General features: G+C 55.3%; 20 protein-coding genes. 14 read left to right on the top strand and 6 right to left on the bottom strand.

From position 1 onward, the window contains the following. Nucleotides 1-88 precede the first annotated feature (88 nt). Nucleotides 89-1,711, top strand: coding sequence for an isovaleryl-CoA dehydrogenase (locus V6944_RS16850; protein WP_333499770.1), 1,623 nt, complete (start codon nt 89-91; stop codon nt 1,709-1,711). Between the two features lie 61 nt (nt 1,712-1,772). Here the strand turns inward: V6944_RS16850 and yjfN are convergent, their stop codons facing one another. Further along, nucleotides 1,773-2,060, bottom strand: a complete 288-nt coding sequence (gene yjfN, locus V6944_RS16845) for a DUF1471 family protease activator YjfN (RefSeq protein WP_305067772.1) — start codon at nt 2,058-2,060, stop codon at nt 1,773-1,775. Nucleotides 2,061-2,176: 116 nt separating this feature from the next. Beyond that, nucleotides 2,177-2,485, bottom strand: a complete 309-nt coding sequence (bsmA, locus tag V6944_RS16840; protein WP_333499769.1) for a biofilm peroxide resistance protein BsmA — start codon at nt 2,483-2,485, stop codon at nt 2,177-2,179. Nucleotides 2,486-2,691: 206 nt separating this feature from the next. On the opposite strand from bsmA, the gene yjfP reads away from it, so the two are divergent. Next, a complete protein-coding gene (gene yjfP / locus V6944_RS16835) occupies nt 2,692-3,429 on the top strand; it encodes an esterase (protein ID WP_333499768.1) in 738 nt (245 codons plus the stop codon). Here yjfP and ulaR read toward each other — a convergent pair. Both ulaR and ulaG read right to left on the bottom strand, forming a co-directional pair. Continuing rightward, a complete protein-coding gene (ulaR, locus tag V6944_RS16830) occupies nt 3,426-4,181 on the bottom strand; it encodes an HTH-type transcriptional regulator UlaR (protein WP_333499767.1) in 756 nt (251 codons plus the stop codon). The genes yjfP and ulaR overlap by 4 nt on opposite strands. Nucleotides 4,182-4,343: 162 nt before the next feature. Next, entirely contained in the window at nt 4,344-5,408 is a 1,065-nt protein-coding gene (ulaG, locus tag V6944_RS16825) for an L-ascorbate 6-phosphate lactonase (RefSeq protein WP_333499766.1), read from the bottom strand. A 362-nt stretch (nt 5,409-5,770) separates the two neighbouring features. Here ulaG and ulaA point away from each other — a divergent pair, with 362 nt between their 5' ends. Genes ulaA through V6944_RS16795 form a run of 6 tightly spaced genes read left to right on the top strand, consistent with a single transcriptional unit; the run spans nt 5,771 to nt 10,180 of the window. Further along, nucleotides 5,771-7,171 (top strand): PTS ascorbate transporter subunit IIC, encoded by a 1,401-nt coding sequence (gene ulaA, locus V6944_RS16820; RefSeq protein ID WP_185669106.1) that lies wholly within the window; start codon nt 5,771-5,773, stop codon nt 7,169-7,171. A 12-nt stretch (nt 7,172-7,183) separates the two neighbouring features. Continuing rightward, nucleotides 7,184-7,489, top strand: a complete 306-nt coding sequence (ulaB, locus tag V6944_RS16815; protein ID WP_185669107.1) for a PTS ascorbate transporter subunit IIB — start codon at nt 7,184-7,186, stop codon at nt 7,487-7,489. A 9-nt stretch (nt 7,490-7,498) separates the two neighbouring features. Next, nucleotides 7,499-7,969 carry a PTS ascorbate transporter subunit IIA gene (gene ulaC / locus V6944_RS16810; RefSeq protein WP_333499765.1) on the top strand — a complete coding sequence of 157 codons (471 nt, stop codon included), beginning with the start codon at nt 7,499-7,501 and terminating at the stop codon, nt 7,967-7,969. A gap of 13 nt (nt 7,970-7,982) precedes the next feature. Further along, complete coding sequence (gene ulaD / locus V6944_RS16805; protein ID WP_333499764.1) at nt 7,983-8,633, top strand: 3-keto-L-gulonate-6-phosphate decarboxylase UlaD; 651 nt, start codon at nt 7,983-7,985, stop codon at nt 8,631-8,633. 9 nt (nt 8,634-8,642) lie between these two features. Next, a complete protein-coding gene (locus V6944_RS16800; protein WP_333499763.1) occupies nt 8,643-9,497 on the top strand; it encodes an L-ribulose-5-phosphate 3-epimerase in 855 nt (284 codons plus the stop codon). After that, the gene (locus tag V6944_RS16795) at nt 9,497-10,180 is read left to right on the top strand and encodes an L-ribulose-5-phosphate 4-epimerase (RefSeq protein ID WP_333499762.1); all 684 of its coding nucleotides are present in this window, start codon (nt 9,497-9,499) and stop codon (nt 10,178-10,180) included. The genes V6944_RS16800 and V6944_RS16795 overlap by 1 nt, the downstream gene beginning before the upstream one ends. Before the next feature lie 123 nt (nt 10,181-10,303). Here V6944_RS16795 and V6944_RS16790 read toward each other — a convergent pair whose 3' ends face one another. Further along, a complete protein-coding gene (locus tag V6944_RS16790; protein WP_333499761.1) occupies nt 10,304-10,579 on the bottom strand; it encodes a DUF1471 domain-containing protein in 276 nt (91 codons plus the stop codon). Between the two features lie 340 nt (nt 10,580-10,919). On the opposite strand from V6944_RS16790, the gene rpsF reads away from it, so the two are divergent. The 5 genes from rpsF to V6944_RS16765 all read left to right on the top strand — a co-directional run bounded on the left by rpsF (nt 10,920) and on the right by V6944_RS16765 (nt 13,430). Continuing rightward, nucleotides 10,920-11,315, top strand: a complete 396-nt coding sequence (rpsF, locus tag V6944_RS16785) for a 30S ribosomal protein S6 (RefSeq protein WP_035893279.1) — start codon at nt 10,920-10,922, stop codon at nt 11,313-11,315. Between the two features lie 6 nt (nt 11,316-11,321). Continuing rightward, nucleotides 11,322-11,636, top strand: coding sequence for a primosomal replication protein N (gene priB, locus V6944_RS16780; RefSeq protein WP_062776065.1), 315 nt, complete (start codon nt 11,322-11,324; stop codon nt 11,634-11,636). A gap of 4 nt (nt 11,637-11,640) precedes the next feature. After that, nucleotides 11,641-11,868: a 30S ribosomal protein S18 gene (gene rpsR / locus V6944_RS16775; RefSeq protein WP_002210155.1), complete on the top strand. Its 228-nt coding sequence runs from the start codon at nt 11,641-11,643 to the stop codon at nt 11,866-11,868. A 39-nt stretch (nt 11,869-11,907) separates the two neighbouring features. After that, nucleotides 11,908-12,357 carry a 50S ribosomal protein L9 gene (gene rplI, locus V6944_RS16770; protein WP_064546889.1) on the top strand — a complete coding sequence of 150 codons (450 nt, stop codon included), beginning with the start codon at nt 11,908-11,910 and terminating at the stop codon, nt 12,355-12,357. A gap of 146 nt (nt 12,358-12,503) precedes the next feature. Next, nucleotides 12,504-13,430 carry a DMT family transporter gene (locus tag V6944_RS16765; protein WP_333499760.1) on the top strand — a complete coding sequence of 309 codons (927 nt, stop codon included), beginning with the start codon at nt 12,504-12,506 and terminating at the stop codon, nt 13,428-13,430. A gap of 87 nt (nt 13,431-13,517) precedes the next feature. Here V6944_RS16765 and V6944_RS16760 read toward each other — a convergent pair whose 3' ends face one another. Next, a complete protein-coding gene (locus V6944_RS16760; protein WP_333499759.1) occupies nt 13,518-14,153 on the bottom strand; it encodes an OapA family protein in 636 nt (211 codons plus the stop codon). A 210-nt stretch (nt 14,154-14,363) separates the two neighbouring features. On the opposite strand from V6944_RS16760, the gene fklB reads away from it, so the two are divergent. Beyond that, nucleotides 14,364-14,984 (top strand): FKBP-type peptidyl-prolyl cis-trans isomerase, encoded by a 621-nt coding sequence (gene fklB / locus V6944_RS16755; RefSeq protein ID WP_333499758.1) that lies wholly within the window; start codon nt 14,364-14,366, stop codon nt 14,982-14,984. The last annotated feature ends 11 nt before the right edge of the window (nt 14,985-14,995 follow it).

The raw sequence follows: 14,995 nt of genomic DNA, 5'->3' as shown, positions 1-14,995 counted from the left end.
CAGGCCACCCTTTCGGGTGGCTTTTTTATTGTGCATCTTCCCTGACCGTCCATACTTAACAGGTTGCCCATTGACGGAGGGAGACACAATGAACTGGCAAACACATACCGTTTTTAATCAACCTATCCCCTTAAATAACAGTAACCTTTTCCTATCTGACGTTGCGCTGCGTGACGCGGTTGCCCGCCATGATGCCGGCTGGGACAGCGAACTGCTGGCGAGCATCGGCCAACAGCTCGGCACCGCCGAGTCGCTGGAGCTTGGCAGACTCGCCAACGCCCATCCTCCTGAACTATTACGCTACGATCCCCAAGGGCAGCGGCTTGATGACGTTCGCTTTCATCCCGCCTGGCATCTGCTGATGCAGGGGCTTTGCGCTAACCGGGTGCATAATCTTCCCTGGGAGGAAGAGACCCGCAGCGGGGCGTTTGTCGCCCGCGCCGCGCGCTTTATGCTGCATGCGCAGGTGGAAGCCGGCACGCTGTGCCCCATCACCATGACCTTTGCCGCCACGCCGCTGCTGTTAAAAACGCTGCCGCCGCTTTTTGCCGACTGGCGATCGGCCCTGCTCAGCGATCGCTATGACCCACACCAGTTGCCTGGCGCGCAGAAACGCGGGCTTCTGATCGGCATGGGGATGACCGAAAAGCAGGGCGGCTCGGACGTGCTGAGCAACAGCACGCGGGCAGAACGGTTGGAGGATGGCAGCTATCAGCTTACCGGACATAAATGGTTCTATTCGGTGCCGCAAAGTGACGCGCATCTGGTGCTGGCGCAGGCCAGCGGCGGGTTAACCTGCTTCTTTGTACCGCGCCTGCTGCCTGACGGCACCCGCAATGCGATTCGCCTTGAGCGGCTGAAAGACAAGCTCGGCAACCGCGCCAACGCCAGCAGCGAAGTGGAGTTTCAGCAGGCGTTCGGTTGGCCGCTGGGTGAAGAGGGTGACGGTATCCGGCAAATCCTCAAAATGGGCGGGCTAACGCGCTTTGACTGCGCACTGGGCAGCCATAGTCTGATGCGTCGCGCGTTATCAGTGGCGCTGTACCACGCCTTCCAGCGTCAGGCGTTTGGCCGTAACCTTGTCGACCTGCCGCTGATGCGCCAGGTGCTGGGGAAAATGGCGCTCCAGCTGGAAGGGCAGACCGCGTTTATGTTCCGTCTCGCCAGCGCCTGGGGTCAGCAGCATCAGCCGCAGGAGATGTTGTGGGCGCGCCTTTTCACCCCAGCGGCCAAGTTTGCCATCTGCAAGGCGGGTATTCCGTTCGTGGCGGAGGCGATGGAAGTGCTGGGCGGGATTGGCTACTGCGAAGAGAGTGAGTTGCCGCGCCTGTACCGGGAGATGCCGGTGAACAGTATCTGGGAAGGTTCGGGCAATATCATGTGCCTCGATGTGCTGCGGGTGTTGGTGAAGCAGCCTGACGCGGTGTCGCTGCTGGTGGCCGAATGCAATGAGGTGAAAGGCCAGGATCGTCATTTTGACCGGCACTGGCGGCAGCTGCAGCAGCGGCTGCGTAAACCTTCCGAATCTCAGGGACGTGAAATCACGCATCAGCTTTACCTGCTGGGCGTTGGTGCGCAGATGCTGCGTCATACGTCGCCGCCGATGGCTCAGGCCTGGTGTCGAATGATGTTGGATCCGCGAGGCGGGGCGTTGCTGAGCGAAGCGGTGATGAATGATCTGCTGTGTCGGGCGACGGGCGGAGGACGATAGGCAATAGAAGCGGGTGGAAGAGGCGCGACGAACGTAACGCTTCTTCCACTAGTGACGAGTATTAGGCATAGATAATCGCCTGTGCGCGCCAGTTGTCCTGCTGGGGCTCTTCATACATCTGCACAATACGATACCAGGAAGCGCCCTGTTCATCCGCCTTACGAGCAATGACCTGTTCGACATCTTCCAGGCTTCCAGTGACGTTATTCACCGAAATCAGCCCAATTTCATTTAGCCCCGTTACGCAGTCTGCGCTGGCGAACTCTGCAGATTGCGCCGCCGCGGCATGGCTGCCGCCTGACAAAAGCAGGGTAGATAAGGTAAGTGTTTGTTTCATCGTCAGCTCCATTTCACATAACCCAGTGGGGGCAGTCCATAGCAGACGCATATCCTGTATCCAGACAGAGGCGCCATTGTGCATCAGGGAAACGTGAAACGGTGCAAACCTACGTAAAGCTCATAAAACTATTTACGGTAGAGGATGGCCTGCGCATACCACTGGCCCGGCACTACGGTGTCATCCATCATGACTATCACGTAGTAATCTGCCTTTTGCGCGGTGACTTTCTCTTTGATAGACGCTTCAACATCCATCGGTGAGCCCAACACCCACGCACTAACCGTACCCATGCGCTGCAAACCTTCCGTCTGGTTGCGGCGTATTTCTTGTGGATGGTCGGTGACCGGTGGAGGCGCTTCAGGGGTGCCTTCCAGAATGGTACAACCGCTCAACAAGAGCGCCAGCAACAGTGGGATAACCCGTCGTTTAGCCATTTCCCGTTTCCTGATAGTCATAGTGTAGTGGGGAAAGCATTTCGCTTTAGGCGAATGTTCCTGATTTGTTAACCATAGCGCTATTTTCGAATGAAAATATCACGATTCCGTAACCGGGTTCTCAATGTTATAAATCAGGGGTATTGTCGTCATCATACTGCATCAATTTTCGTATGCCATCTCAGCATCGCTAAAGGAGATAACTCATGATTGAACTGGAAATGCGCACCCTGGCAGGACAGCACGTTTTGCATGCTTACCCAAAGGGATGTAGTGAAAAGGCGCTTCCCAGCATAGTGTTTTATCACGGTTTCACCTCGTCGAACGTTGTTTATAGCTATTTTGCCGTGGCGCTGGCGCAGGCGGGCTTTCGGGTGGTGATGCCTAACGCCGCCGAGCATGGGGAGCGCTTCAACGGTGATGGGGCTGAGCGGTTACAGCATTTCTGGCAGATTCTGGTGCAGAACTTCACCGAGTTCCCGGCGCTGCGCGATGCACTGCTGGCCAGCGGGCTGGTGAGCGACGGGCGGTTGGCGGTGGCCGGTGCCTCGATGGGCGGCATGACCGCGCTGGGGCTAATGGCGCAGCATTCGGAGCTGAAGTGCGTAGCAAGCCTGATGGGGTCGGGCTATTTCACCTCGCTTTCCCAGACCTTATTCCCACCGTCTGCAGCAAACACCATCGAGAAGGCGCGGCTTCTGGCACCGCTGGCGAAGTGGGATATAGGGCATCAGCTGGCGCGTCTGGCGGACCGGCCCTTGCTGCTCTGGCATGGAGAGGAAGATGACGTGGTGCCAGCGGGGGAGACGTTCCGCCTACAGCAGGCGCTGCGTGAGTCCGGATTGGACGAGCATCTTACCTGCATCTGGCAGGCGGGCGTTCGCCACCGTATTACGCCTGAAGCGCTGGACAGTACGGTGGCCTTTTTCCGCCAGCATCTTTAAACGCGGATGACCTTCACGCCCTGATCCTCAAGTTTCTTGAGGATCTCCGGGTCAGCCTGCTTGCCGGTGATCAGCAGATCGATCTCATCGGCGCGGCTGAACAGCATGCCCGCCCGTTCGCCGACTTTGCTGCTATCGACCAGTACGACAAGTTTACCCACCACGTTCAGCATTTTCTGTTCTGCCATGGCGGTGAGCATGTCGGTTTTGTACAACCCTTCCGCCGTCAGCCCTTTGCCGCTGGTAAACATCCAGTGCCCGGCGTACAGGCTGTTTTCACTGCCCTGTGGGCTGAGCGTGATGGCGTGGCTACGGTTGTACTGCCCGCCCATAATGATCACGCTGTCGTGCTCTTGATCGATAAGGTAATTTGCCAGCGGCAGGTAGTTGGTGATGATCTGCACCGGTTTACCGCAGATCTCCTGGCCGACCAGGAAAGCGGTCGATCCGCAGTTGATCACCACGCTTTCACCGGGCGTCACCAGCTGCGACGCCGCTTTCGCGATGCGGACTTTCTCGTCGTGATTTTGTGCCTGGTGAATGTTCATTGGTGACCAGCGTGGGCGCTGCTGGTTAACGGCCTCGGCGCCGTTGCGCACTTTTTTCAGCTTGCCGCTTTCATCAAGCTTGTTGATGTCCCTGCGGGCGGTGGCAGGTGAGATCCCCAGACGGGAAATCACCTGCTCTACTGTTATAAAACCCGCTTGCGCCAGCAGGTCCAGTAGAATCTGATGTCTTTGCGCTTCCGTCATGAGCTAATCCGAAAAAAAATGATGATTAAAGATGATATTTGAAAAATAGCCAAAATACTAAAAGTATATGCGGGGGAGAGCGTTCCCCGGCGTCGCTGCGCTCGGCCGGGCTACCGGGGAATGCGTAGCCCGACCGAGCGCAGCGACGCCGGGCATGCGCAATTACAAGAACGATTTAAACGGCAGATCCGGCTCAATGGTAAAGCAATCGTCGAAGCCGCGCGGATAGTGATATTCGAAGTTATCTTTATCCAGCGGCCAGGTAAACTTGCCACCAACCTGCCAGATAAACGGCTTGAATCCGTATTTCAGGCGGTCTTTTTTCATCTCCCACAGCACGCGAATTTCCTGCGGATCGGCCTGGAAGTTTGACCAGATATCGTGGTGGAAAGGGATCACCACTTTGGTGTTCAGCGCTTCGGCCATACGCAGCATATCGGCGCTGGTCATTTTGTCGGTGATCCCACGCGGGTTCTCGCCGTAGGAGCCCAGCGCCACGTCGATATGGTGCTCGTTGCCGTGTTTGGCGTAGTAGTTAGAGTAGTGGGAGTCACCGCTGTGATACAGGGTGCCGCCCGGCGTTTTGAATAGGTAGTTTACGGCGCGCGCATCCATACCGTCCGGCAGGACGCCAGCGGCTTTTTGATCGGCAGGCAACGTAATCAGTGCGGTGCGGTCGAAGGCATCAAGCGCATGAATTTCAATATCTTTTACCTTCACCACGTCGCCCGGTTTCACCACGATGCAGCGTTCCTTCGGTACGCCCCAGCCCACCCACAGATCGACGCACGTTTGTGGGCCGATAAACGGCACATCGTCCGCGCAGTTCTGCATGACGGCCGCCGCCACGTTCACATCGATATGATCGTTATGATCGTGAGTCGCCAGCACGGCGTCGATCTCGCGGATAGCGAACGGATCCAGCACAAACGGCGTGGTGCGCAGATTCGGCTGTAATTTTTTCACCCCCGCCATGCGCTGCATCTGATGACCCTGCTTCATCAGCGGGTTGCCGTGACTTTGTTTCCCCGTACCGCACCAGAAATCGACGCAGACGTTGGTGCTGCCCTGTGATTTCAGCCAGATACCGGTGCAGCCCAGCCACCACATCGCAAAAGTGCCCGGCGCGACCTGCTCCTGCTCGATCTCTTCATTCAGCCAGCTACCCCACTCCGGGAAGGTGCTCAGGATCCAGGATTCTCGCGAGATGGTTTCAACTTTACTCATCGTGTTTTCCTCTTAAATCGTCATAAATAATCATATTGTGATTTGTTGTGATTGATACTGTCACCGTTTTTTCATTATTGCAATAATGATTTTTGACGTATGAGGAGGCGTTATCAATGGCTAGTAACCATAAATCAAAAATTGTTAATCTCTGTTTTATTTCTACATGTTTGATTTTATTGATTTAATTTAATGTTTTTTGAATGGTTATTAATTCCATGCTTTAAATGCGCTTATTATTGCGGCGCGCGTCACATTTAATCAAATTACATCTTGTTGTGATTATTTTTGATTATTAGAGTGTGTCACACCACCGCTGAGCAGGGTTGCTGGTTCAGCCACTTCATTTATCGGAGAGCGTTATGGAGATCCTCTACAACATCTTTACCGTCTTTTTTAATCAGGTGATGACCAACGCCCCGCTGCTGCTGGGTATCGTGACCTGTCTCGGCTATATCCTGCTGCGCAAAAGCGTCAGCGTGATTATCAAAGGCACCATCAAGACGATTATCGGCTTTATGCTGCTGCAGGCGGGGTCCGGCATCCTGACCAGCACCTTCAAACCGGTGGTGGCAAAGATGTCCGAGGTCTACGGCATCAACGGTGCCATCTCTGATACCTACGCCTCAATGATGGCAACCATCGAACGCATGGGCGATGCCTATAGCTGGGTGGGATATGCGGTGCTGTTAGCGCTGGCGCTGAACATCTGCTATGTGCTGCTGCGGCGTATTACGGGGATCCGCACCATCATGCTCACCGGGCACATCATGTTCCAGCAGGCCGGGCTGATTGCGGTGTTCTTCTATATCTGCGGTTACTCCATGTGGACCACCATTATCTGCACCGCGGTGCTGGTGTCGCTCTACTGGGGCATTACCTCCAACATGATGTACAAGCCGACGCAGGAAGTGACGGACAACTGCGGCTTCTCCATCGGTCACCAGCAGCAGTTTGCTTCATGGATTGCCTATAAGGTTGCGCCGTTCCTCGGTAAGAAAGAGGAGAGCGTGGAGGATCTGAAGCTGCCGGGCTGGCTCAATATCTTCCACGACAACATTGTCTCCACCGCCATTGTGATGACGGTCTTTTTCGGTGCGATTCTGCTGTCGTTCGGTCTGGACGTGGTGCAGGCGATGGCCGGGAAAACCCACTGGACCATCTACATTCTGCAAACCGGCTTCTCGTTTGCGGTGGCGATTTTCATCATCACCCAGGGCGTGCGTATGTTCGTCGCCGAGCTGTCCGAAGCCTTTAACGGTATCTCTCAGCGTCTGATCCCCGGTGCCGTCCTGGCGATTGACTGCGCCGCCATCTATAGCTTCGCGCCAAACGCCGTCGTATGGGGCTTTATGTGGGGCACCATCGGCCAGCTGATTGCCGTGGGTATTCTGGTCGGCTGCGGCTCTTCCATTCTGATTATTCCGGGCTTTATCCCAATGTTCTTCTCCAACGCCACCATCGGCGTCTTTGCCAACCACTTCGGCGGCTGGCGCGCGGCGCTCAAAATTTGCCTGGTGATGGGGATGATCGAAATCTTCGGCTGCGTATGGGCGGTGAAACTGACCGGCATGAGCGCCTGGATGGGGATGGCCGACTGGTCAATTCTGGCACCGCCGATGATGCAGGGATTTGCCTCCATCGGACTGATTTTCATGGCCGTCATCATCGTGATTGCCCTGGCTTATATGTTCTTCGCTGGCCGCACCCTGCGCGCCGAAGAAGATGCGGAAAAACAAATGGCAGAAGTTTCTGCTCACTAAGGAGTGTTGATTATGACCGTACGTATCCTGGCTGTATGTGGTTGTGGGCAAGGCAGCTCCATGATTATGAAGATGAAAGTCGACCAGTTCCTCAAAGAGCAGGGTGTTGATCACACGGTGAACAGCTGCGCGGTGGGTGAATACAAAAGCGAGTTGAGCGGGGCCGACATCATTATCGCCTCCACCCACGTGGCGAGCGAAATCACCGTCTCCGGCAACAAATACGTGGTGGGCGTGCGCAATATGCTCTCGGCGGCCGACTTCGGTCCGAAGCTGATGGAAGTCATCAGCGCGCATTTCCCGAAAGACGTGAAGTAAGGACAACCCATGAAGCTACGTGATTCATTGGCGGAGAATAAATCTATCCGCCTGCAGGCGGAAGCCAATAGCTGGCAGGAGGCGGTCAAAGTGGGCGTGGACCTGCTGGTGGAGGCTGGTGTGGTCGAACCGCGCTACTTCCAGGCGATCCTAGATGGCGTTGAGCGTTTTGGCCCGTACTTCGTGATTGCCCCAGGTCTGGCGATGCCGCACGGCCGCCCGGAAGAAGGGGTGAAGAAAAACGGCTTTGCGCTGGTCACCCTGAAAACGCCGATGGTGTTTAACCACGAAGACAACGACCCGGTCGATATTCTCATCACCCTGGCGGCGGTCGATGCTCGTACCCATCAGGAAGAGGGCATCATGCAGATCGTCAATCTGTTTGAAGATGAAGCCAATTTCGACCGTTTACGCGCCTGCCGCAGCGAGCAGGAAGTGTTGGATTTAATCGATAGCGCCACCCTGGCGGCGACAGCTTAAGAAGGAATTGAATATGTCATTACCGATGTTGCAGGTTGCGCTGGATAACCAGACGCTGTCCCATGCCTACGAAACCACCCGCCTGATTGCGGAAGAGGCAGATATCATTGAAGTTGGCACCATCCTTTGCGTCGGCGAAGGGGTGCGCGCGGTGCGCGACCTTAAGGCGCTGTACCCGCATAAAATCGTGCTGGCCGATGCCAAAATTGCCGATGCGGGCAAAATCCTCTCGCGCATGTGTTTTGAAGCTAACGCCGACTGGGTCACCGTCATCTGCTGTGCGGATATTAACACCGCTAAAGGCGCGCTGGACGTGGCAAAAGAGTTTAACGGCGACGTGCAAATTGAACTGACCGGCTACTGGACCTGGGAACAAGCCAAAGAGTGGCGTGATGCGGGCATTCAGCAGGTGGTCTATCACCGCAGCCGCGATGCGCAGGCAGCCGGTGTGGCGTGGGGCGAGGCGGATATCAGCGCCATCAAACGTCTGGCGGAGATGGGCTTTAAAGTAACCGTCACTGGCGGGCTGGCGCTGGAAGATCTGCCGCTGTTTGCAGGCATTCCTATTCACGTCTTTATTGCCGGCCGTAGCATTCGTGATGCGGCGTCTCCAGTAGAAGCTGCGCGTCAGTTTAAGCGCTCTATTGCTCAGCTTTGGGGCTAAGGAGCGGTTATGTTGTCGAAACAGACACCGCTTGGCATCTATGAAAAAGCGCTCCCTGCCGGGGAGTGCTGGCTGGAGCGCCTGCGTCTGGCAAAAGAGTTGGGTTTTGATTTCGTTGAAATGTCGGTGGATGAAACTGACGAGCGTCTATCGCGCCTCGACTGGAGCCGCGAGCAGCGCCTGGCATTGGTAAGCGCAATTGCGGAAACTGGCGTGCGGGTGCCGTCGATGTGCCTGAGTGCCCATCGCCGCTTCCCGCTGGGTTGTGAAGATGACGACGTTCGCAACCAGGGGCTGGAGATTATGCGTAAAGCCATCCGCTTCGCGCAGGATATCGGTATCCGGGTGATTCAACTGGCAGGATACGACGTCTATTACCAACAGGCGAATGACGAGACGCGTCGGCGTTTTCGCGACGGCCTGAAGGAGAGCGTTGAAATGGCCAGCCGCGCGCAGGTGACGCTGGCGATGGAGATTATGGATTACCCATTGATGAACTCCATCAGCAAGGCGCTCGGCTACGCACACTACCTGAATAACCCGTGGTTCCAGCTTTACCCGGACATCGGCAACCTGTCGGCGTGGGATAACGACGTACAGATGGAGTTGCAGGCTGGAATCGGGCATATCGTCGCCGTGCACGTGAAAGACACCAAACCGGGCGTCTTTAAAAACGTTCCCTTTGGTGAAGGCGTTGTCGATTTCGAACGCTGCTTTGAAACGCTGCGCGAGAGCGGCTACTGCGGTCCGTATCTGATTGAGATGTGGAGTGAAACCTCGGACGACCCGACGCGTGAAGTGGCAAAAGCGCGCGATTGGGTGAAGGCCAGAATGGCCCGCGCCGGGCTGGTGGAGGCGGCATAATGCAAAAGCTAAAACAGCAGGTGTTTGATGCCAATATGGATTTGCCGCGCTATGGTCTGGTGACCTTTACCTGGGGCAACGTCAGCGCTATCGACCGTGAACGCGGTCGGGTGGTGATTAAGCCCAGCGGGGTGGCGTATGAGAGCATGACCGTGGATGACATGGTCGTTGTGGATATGGATGGCAACGTGGTTGAAGGGCGCTATCGTCCTTCTTCCGACACCGCGACGCACCTGGCCATGTATCGCCGCTACCCGTCGCTCGGCGGCGTAGTGCATACCCATTCCACGCATGCGACCGCGTGGGCGCAGGCCGGCCTGGCCATTCCTGCACTCGGCACTACCCATGCGGACTATTTCTTTGGCGATATTCCCTGTACTCGAGCATTAACCGAAGCTGAAGTGCAGGGCGAATATGAGCTGAACACCGGCAAGGTGATCATCGAGACGCTGGGTGACATTGAGCCATTGCATACACCGGGAATTGTGGTGTACCAGCATGGCCCGTTTGCCTGGGGGAAAGACGCACACGACGCGGTGCATAACGCGGTGGTGATGGAAGAGGTGGCAAGAATGGCGTGGATCGCGCGCGGTATCAACCCGGCGCTTAGCCCGATCGACCGCTACCTGATGAACAAACACTTTATGCGTAAGCATGGGCCGAACGCCTATTACGGGCAGTGACCGTTTACCCAAAAATATGCTCCGGGATTTGTACGCCTTCGGGATGTTACTGGTCTGATTCCGGAGCCTTTTACGACTGGCGTTCTTCGCCCTCGGGGTGGGGGCGAAGAACGAAGCACGGGATTAGCGATAGAGCGCAGCGCTCGCGTGGATCAAACCGTTGCTTCCGGGTTCATGTATCAGGATGGGCTGGAAGTATTTCGCCCCCTGAACATCGCTCTCCTGACTGAGCGCCTGGTCGGCCTCTTGCTCAGTGGCGATATTATGGTTGATATAGATAACCCCCAGGCTCTGAACATCGTCCATGTTACGTGCCTGATGGCCATCGATCTTAATGGCAGCCTGTGCGCTGGCGCTTGCCAGTAACACAGCCATTGCGGCAATGACGATAGATTTCATACTCGACTCCTTACTGACAGTCCTGGCGCTAACGCGGGGGCTCTCCTCTTGCTGTGGTTGACTACTGACTTAATTGTAATCGGTCTTTGGCAAGTGTATGGCGACCTTTTCTGATGCTGTTGTTCAAAAAATTGCCGCATTCGGGGCTGTTTAATTTTAAATCACTGACTTAGTTCGACTTTGCGTTTTGTGTGAATTTTTTGCGCAATCAGCTTGAGTTTCCCGGGGCTGGCAAGTATTATTACGCGTCATTTTTCAGCCGACCTTTAACACGTTCCTTGCCTCCATGGGCCTCGGCTGACCCAGACAGGAGGCTGAATAATCCGTAAGGAGCAATTCGATGCGTCATTACGAAATCGTTTTTATGGTCCATCCTGACCAGAGCGAACAGGTTCCGGGTATGATCGAGCGCTACACTGGTGCAATCACTGCAGCAGAAGGCACGATCCACCGTCTGGAAGACTGGGGCCGCCGTCAGCTGGCTTACCCGATCAACAAACTGCACAAAGCTCACTACGTTCTGCTGAACGTTGAAGCGCCGCAGGAAGTGATCGATGAGCTGGAAACTAACTTCCGCTTCAACGATGCCGTTATCCGCAGCATGGTTATGCGTACTAAGCACGCTGTTACCGAAGCGTCTCCGATGGTTAAAGCGAAAGACGAGCGTCGTGAACGTCGCGATGATTTCGCAAACGAAACCTCAGATGATGCTGAAGCTGGGGATTCTGAAGAGTAATTTCTGATGACCAATCGTCTGGTGTTATCCGGCACAGTGTGCAGAACACCGCTTCGCAAGGTCAGCCCATCAGGAATTCCTCATTGCCAGTTCGTGCTTGAGCATCGTTCTGTGCAGGAGGAAGCCGGTTTTCACCGGCAGGCGTGGTGCCAAATGCCCGTTATTATTAGCGGACACGAAAACCAGGCCATTACTCACAGTATAACGGTCGGTAGTGCAGTCACCGTTCAGGGTTTTATCTGTTGCCACAAAGCAAAGAATGGCCTGAGCAAAATGGTTCTGCATGCCGAGCAGATTGAATTGATAGATTCTGGAGACTAGCCATATGGCACGTTATTTCCGTCGTCGCAAGTTCTGCCGTTTCACCGCGGAAGGCGTTGTTGAGATCGATTACAAAGACATCGCAACGTTGAAAAACTACATTACCGAAAGCGGTAAAATTGTCCCGAGCCGTATCACCGGTACTCGTGCAAAATACCAGCGTCAGCTGGCTCGCTGCATCAAGCGCGCTCGCTACCTGTCCCTGCTGCCGTATACCGATCGTCATCAGTAATCGGCCGCTGTCTATTAACGACTTTAAGAGGATAAGGTAATGCAAGTTATTCTGCTTGATAAAGTAGCAAACCTGGGTAGCCTGGGTGATCAGGTTAACGTTAAAGCGGGCTACGCTCGTAACTTCCTGGTACCACAGGGTAAAGCTGTTCCTGCTACCAAGAAAAACGTTGAATTCTTCGAAGCACGCCGCGCTGAACTGGAAGCCAAACTGGCTGACGTTCTGTCTGCTGCTGAAGCTCGTGCTGCGCAGATCAATGCACTGGAATCCGTAACCATCGCGTCTAAAGCAGGCGACGAAGGTAAACTGTTCGGTTCCATCGGTACTCGCGACATCGCTGACGCTGTAACTGCAGCTGGCGTTAAAGTTGCTAAGAGCGAAGTTCGTCTGCCGAACGGCGTTCTGCGTACCACTGGTGAGCACGAAGTGGACTTCCAGGTTCACAGCGAAGTGTTCGCTAAAGTTATCATCAACGTTGTTGCTGAGTAATCTGCAACCCACGTTTTGATAACAACAAACCGCCGGCCTTGTGCCGGCGTTTTGCTTTTTAGTCCCACCACTTTTCGACTGGCTATCTTTCGTCCTTTTCGCGATAATCAAAAAATTAAAACAATATTTTAATTTTTGGTGAAAGAATGGAAACTCTGCGCCAGCATCCTCTGTTTTCCCGTAAAAACATCGTTTATCTCTGTGCCGCATTCTGCTGTCTGCTGTGGGGAAGCGCCTACCCGGCGATTAAGAGCGGGTATGAGCTGTTTCAGATCGCCGCCGATGATATTCCGACTAAAATCGTCTTTGCAGGCTACCGCTTCCTGTTTGCCGGGCTGATACTGCTTCTGCTGGCGATGGCACAGCGCAAGCCGGTGGCACGGCTGAGCGCACGACAGTTTGGTCAGTTGACCCTGCTGGGGCTGACGCAGACATCGCTGCAGTACATCTTCTTCTACATCGGTCTTGCCTTCACCACCGGGGTGAAAGGATCCATCATGAACGCCACCGGCACCTTCTTTAGCGTGCTGCTGGCGCACTTTATCTACCAGAACGACCGGCTGAGCTATAACAAGACGCTGGGCTGTATTCTCGGCTTTGCCGGGGTGATGGCGGTGAACTTCAATAGCGGGCTGCTGGACTTCAACTTTAGCCTGGGCGATGGTTCGGTGGTGCTGGCGGCGTTTATTCTGTCGGCGGCGTCGCTGTACGGGAAACGTATCTCCCAAACGGTCGACCCGACGGTGATGACGGGCTATCAGCTGGCGTTGGGCGGTCTGGCGCTGGTGGTCGGCGGCTACTTGAGCGGCGGCACACTGACTTTCCACGGTTTCTCATCGGTGGCGATTCTGGGCTATCTGACGCTGCTCTCGTCGGTGGCCTTCGCGCTGTGGAGCATTCTGCTCAAGTACAACCGCGTGGGGATGATTGCGCCGTTTAACTTCCTGATCCCGGTATCCGGTTCGGTGCTGTCGGCGATTTTCCTCGGTGAAAATATTCTCGAGTGGAAATATGCACTGGCGCTGGTGCTGGTCTGTTCGGGGATTTGGTGGGTGAATAAGGTGAAACGGTAATGCCTGATGGCGCTACGCTTATCAGGCCTACACTCGCGGTTGCAGTAGGCCGGATAAGGCGAAGCCGCTATCCGGCAATTTGCATGCTTAACGCGCGCGAATAAAGCTGCCATCCGGCTGGCGGGTAAACAGAACCTGACCGTTGTCGGATTCAATGGTTAACCCAGTCACCACACCGTTAGCATTCTTGCGAATCTGTACCTTCTGGCCGTTTTTCAACGAGCTGAGCGGTTTACCTGAACCTTCGACCTGCGCCATGGCGTACACGTCTGTTGCTGGCAGATTGTTGTCACGGAAAAGCTGCGCTAGCGTTTTCCCGGCCTCTACCTGATAGGTATGCCATTCATTGGTGTTGCGGCTCTCTTGATACGGCTGAGTTTGCGACGGCGCGGCCTGCTGTTCGCTCGGCTGCTCTTCCTGCACCGGTTCCGGCGCGACAGGAGCGACCTGATCGAGATCGTTAGAGGGCGTCACCAGCTGGGCGTGAAGCGGTTGAGCATCTGGCTGCGGCGTTTGCGACTGGAAGTCCAACTGCGCGGAGCGAGTGACCTGCGCGGGTGGGCTATCGTCAGCAGAAGGCAGCAGGAAGCCTACAATAATAGCCAGCGCAGCAACGATCACGCCGCGACGATGAGCAGGCGGCAGCGGGTCCAGGATACGAAGATCGTCCGGCGCGTGCCAGATCTTCGCCAGCAAAGGTTTTACTTCAAGTCTCCCGGGCATGGCTCTCCTCCTGCTCCGTGTCGATGCTATCCAGTATAGATGGCTAACTGCCTGATGAACGTGGTAAAGCGCACTTTCATCATATCCTATAGGCAAAGCGTATTGTTTCTTTTTCCCGGTAATTTGTCATCTTTCCTGACACAAAGTTTTACCCTGTGCGGCGCGGCTGCTATGCTGCCCGCTACTTTATACCCGAAGAAAGGAAAGACGATGGCCACCCCGACTTTTGACACTATTGAAGCACAGGCAAGCTACGGTATCGGCCTGCAGGTAGGGCAGCAGCTGAGCGAGTCCGGTTTGCAGGGTTTACTGCCGGAAGCACTGGTTGCCGGTATCGCCGATGCGCTGGAAGGCAAGCAGCCTGCTGTGCCGGTAGACGTTGTTCATCGTGCGCTGCGTGAAATCCACGAACGTGCTGATGCCGTGCGTCGTGAGCGTTTTGCGGCGATGGCCGAAGACGGCGTGAAATATCTGGAAGAAAACCGTGAGAAAGAAGGCGTAAACAGCACCGAAACCGGTCTGCAATTCCGCGTTCTGACCCAGGGCGAAGGCGCAATTCCAGCGCGTACCGACCACGTTCGCGTGCACTACACCGGTAAGCTGATTGACGGCACCGTATTCGACAGCTCCGTCGCGCGTGGCGAACCGGCTGAATTCCCGGTTAACGGCGTTATCGCGGGCTGGATTGAAGCACTGACCCTGATGCCGGTTGGCTCTAAGTGGGAACTGACTATTCCTCATAGCCTGGCCTACGGCGAACGTGGCGCAGGTGCTTCCATCCCTCCGTTCAGCACGCTGGTCTTCGAAGTCGAGTTACTGGAAATCCTGTAATCCTCGCACTT

Source organism: Kluyvera sp. CHPC 1.2972, assembly GCF_036759925.1.
In the GTDB taxonomy this organism is placed as follows: Bacteria; Pseudomonadota; Gammaproteobacteria; order Enterobacterales; family Enterobacteriaceae; genus Kluyvera.
The sequence above is the reverse complement of the archived record's forward strand: the minus strand, read 5'-3'. Positions and strand labels throughout refer to the sequence as shown.

Coding starts and splice junctions, on each gene's coding strand:
- ulaC (WP_333499765.1), top strand. CDS start 7,499: ATGAAGCTACGTGATTCATTGGCGGAGAATAAATCTATCCGCCTGCAG.
- priB (WP_062776065.1), top strand. CDS start 11,322: ATGACCAATCGTCTGGTGTTATCCGGCACAGTGTGCAGAACACCGCTT.
- V6944_RS16760 (WP_333499759.1), bottom strand. CDS start 14,153: ATGCCCGGGAGACTTGAAGTAAAACCTTTGCTGGCGAAGATCTGGCAC.
- ulaD (WP_333499764.1), top strand. CDS start 7,983: ATGTCATTACCGATGTTGCAGGTTGCGCTGGATAACCAGACGCTGTCC.
- fklB (WP_333499758.1), top strand. CDS start 14,364: ATGGCCACCCCGACTTTTGACACTATTGAAGCACAGGCAAGCTACGGT.
- V6944_RS16765 (WP_333499760.1), top strand. CDS start 12,504: ATGGAAACTCTGCGCCAGCATCCTCTGTTTTCCCGTAAAAACATCGTT.
- ulaR (WP_333499767.1), bottom strand. CDS start 4,181: ATGACGGAAGCGCAAAGACATCAGATTCTACTGGACCTGCTGGCGCAA.
- rpsF (WP_035893279.1), top strand. CDS start 10,920: ATGCGTCATTACGAAATCGTTTTTATGGTCCATCCTGACCAGAGCGAA.
- V6944_RS16850 (WP_333499770.1), top strand. CDS start 89: ATGAACTGGCAAACACATACCGTTTTTAATCAACCTATCCCCTTAAAT.
- rpsR (WP_002210155.1), top strand. CDS start 11,641: ATGGCACGTTATTTCCGTCGTCGCAAGTTCTGCCGTTTCACCGCGGAA.
- yjfP (WP_333499768.1), top strand. CDS start 2,692: ATGATTGAACTGGAAATGCGCACCCTGGCAGGACAGCACGTTTTGCAT.
- bsmA (WP_333499769.1), bottom strand. CDS start 2,485: ATGGCTAAACGACGGGTTATCCCACTGTTGCTGGCGCTCTTGTTGAGC.
- rplI (WP_064546889.1), top strand. CDS start 11,908: ATGCAAGTTATTCTGCTTGATAAAGTAGCAAACCTGGGTAGCCTGGGT.
- ulaG (WP_333499766.1), bottom strand. CDS start 5,408: ATGAGTAAAGTTGAAACCATCTCGCGAGAATCCTGGATCCTGAGCACC.
- V6944_RS16795 (WP_333499762.1), top strand. CDS start 9,497: ATGCAAAAGCTAAAACAGCAGGTGTTTGATGCCAATATGGATTTGCCG.
- V6944_RS16790 (WP_333499761.1), bottom strand. CDS start 10,579: ATGAAATCTATCGTCATTGCCGCAATGGCTGTGTTACTGGCAAGCGCC.
- ulaA (WP_185669106.1), top strand. CDS start 5,771: ATGGAGATCCTCTACAACATCTTTACCGTCTTTTTTAATCAGGTGATG.
- V6944_RS16800 (WP_333499763.1), top strand. CDS start 8,643: ATGTTGTCGAAACAGACACCGCTTGGCATCTATGAAAAAGCGCTCCCT.
- ulaB (WP_185669107.1), top strand. CDS start 7,184: ATGACCGTACGTATCCTGGCTGTATGTGGTTGTGGGCAAGGCAGCTCC.
- yjfN (WP_305067772.1), bottom strand. CDS start 2,060: ATGGAGCTGACGATGAAACAAACACTTACCTTATCTACCCTGCTTTTG.